This window comes from uncultured Campylobacter sp. (assembly GCF_937997595.1).
GTDB lineage: Bacteria > Campylobacterota > Campylobacteria > Campylobacterales > Campylobacteraceae > Campylobacter_B.
On the sequence record NZ_CALKTS010000359.1, the window covers coordinates 1 to 1,898 of the forward strand.

General features: G+C 45.9%; 1 protein-coding gene and 1 pseudogene. Both read right to left on the minus strand.

The window, feature by feature from the left end; genetic code table 11:
* Positions 1-785: pseudogene (locus Q0614_RS12280) on the minus strand (hypothetical protein); the annotation flags it as partial.
* Positions 786-1,064: 279 nt separating this feature from the next.
* Complete coding sequence (locus Q0614_RS12285; protein ID WP_298025120.1) at positions 1,065-1,790, minus strand: response regulator transcription factor; 726 nt, start codon at positions 1,788-1,790, stop codon at positions 1,065-1,067.
* Positions 1,791-1,898 lie beyond the last annotated feature (108 nt).

Here is a 1,898-nt window from a genome sequence, read left to right on the forward strand (position 1 = left end):
AAGGATGAAATTTTTTCAAAAACATAGCTCGCCTGCAAGCTTCGCAACTCAAAGCCTCTACACACAACCGCTCCGCCCATGCTTAGCGGCTCTCGGCTTAAAATTTCACCCGTACTAAGATTTACGCGGTATGCAAAACCTGCGTCTAGACTTATGCCGCAGAGCTCCTCCACCGCACGCACAGGCTTGGAATTTAAAGTCGTGACTCTAAAGCTCAGTACGACCTCGCTCAGCTCCGCAGCGCGCTTAAAAACCTCGAACTCAAATGCGCTAGGATTGCCGTCGATGTTGATTTCTATCCGCTCAAATCCGCGCAGATAGGATTCGTTTAGTTCATAAAGCACGGGCAGCGTGATCTCGTCGTAAAATCCATGCTCACGCAAAATCCTTGCATACGCCCTCGCTAGCTCTCGCAGAATTTCAAAATGCTCGGCGTACCACGCATAGGTGTCGCTAAGATCGAGCGCATCGATACTCACGCGCTCCGTCGCAAGCTCCTTGAAAAAACCGAAAAGATACTCGCGGTTGCGCATAAACTCGTAAAGCTCGCTAGGGAATTTAAGCCTCTCGTCTGCGCGCTTGCTCTCGTTTACCGCTTGTTTCATAAAAAGCGCGCGGTCTATCTCGCCGCAAGCGACAAGATCCGGCACAAAAAGCGCCTTTTCGTAGAATTCCGCCAACGTAATCCTAGGCGCCAGCACGCCGCCGCTTTCGCTTTGTAGTGCCGCGCGTAGCGCACGCGAGCTAGTGTAGACAAAGAGATTTTTAGAGGGCAAATTTTTCAAAACAAATCCTTTAGAGCGATTCGCAGAACGCGGAATTTTGCGATATTTTAGCAAGAAATTTTTAGTTTGGGCTTTTAAGCAAAGAAGTTTTTGAAAAGCTTGAGAGGTTAAATTTTATCAAGTCAAATTTAGCAAGTTGGATATGAGCGTAAAATTTTAATCTGCGGCGCTTTGAGCGCGGAAATATGCCTCGCTACACATTATGTCGCGACATATTTCGACGCAAAATTTTACAAGTGCAATTCCGTAAATTATAAAGCAGCAAAAACGCGATCAAATTTAAGCGGGCTCAAGCTCGATCTTGTATCCCAGGCTCGGGACGTTTTTTATGATTTCGCCCCCCACTTTATCGCGGATACGCTTGACGAAGGTGCGAAGCGCCGTATCACTCACGGCTCCTTCAGTCCAAACATAACGCTTAATCTCCTCGTAAAGTACCAGCTCGCCCACACGACTGGCTAGCAGCGAAACAAAAGAAAGCTCCTTTTTAGTAAGCACGATCTGCTCGCCATCCTTCAGTAAAATACGACGAAGCCCGTCAAATACGTAGCCGGCACCCATATTTACGACTCGTACCGAGTCCAGCTTAGACTTCATCAATGCACTTATCTCTAGCACAAATGCGGCGATATCTACCGGCTTAAAGTAATACCGCTCGACGCCAATCTCCATAACGCCTTTTAGCTGCTCCTCCCTACTGAAGCCGCTAAGCACCACGATAGGGGCATGCGGAAAGATCTGCTTGATCTGGCGTATCATCTCAAGCCCATCCTCGATCGGCATTAGAATGTCGGTAATGACGAGATTGGGGCTAAATTTTTTGAATTTTTTCACACCTTCAAGCCCGTTTTGGGCATTGTAAACGTTGTTAAAAATACCCTCAAACGCCTTATGCAGCGAGGCTAGTAATTTAGTATCATCCTCGACTAGCAAGACGTCCAGCTCTTTTAAAGCGCAGCTCATAGCAGACCCCTCAAGGCGAAATTTCAAACGAAATTCTTTCAAATTTTCTCTTTTATTGAGCTTAAAATAATGTTAAGTTAAAAATTTAATTTCATAAAGTAACACAACTCTTATTTTAGGTGCAAATATGGGCGGGATTAAAAAAGAAGC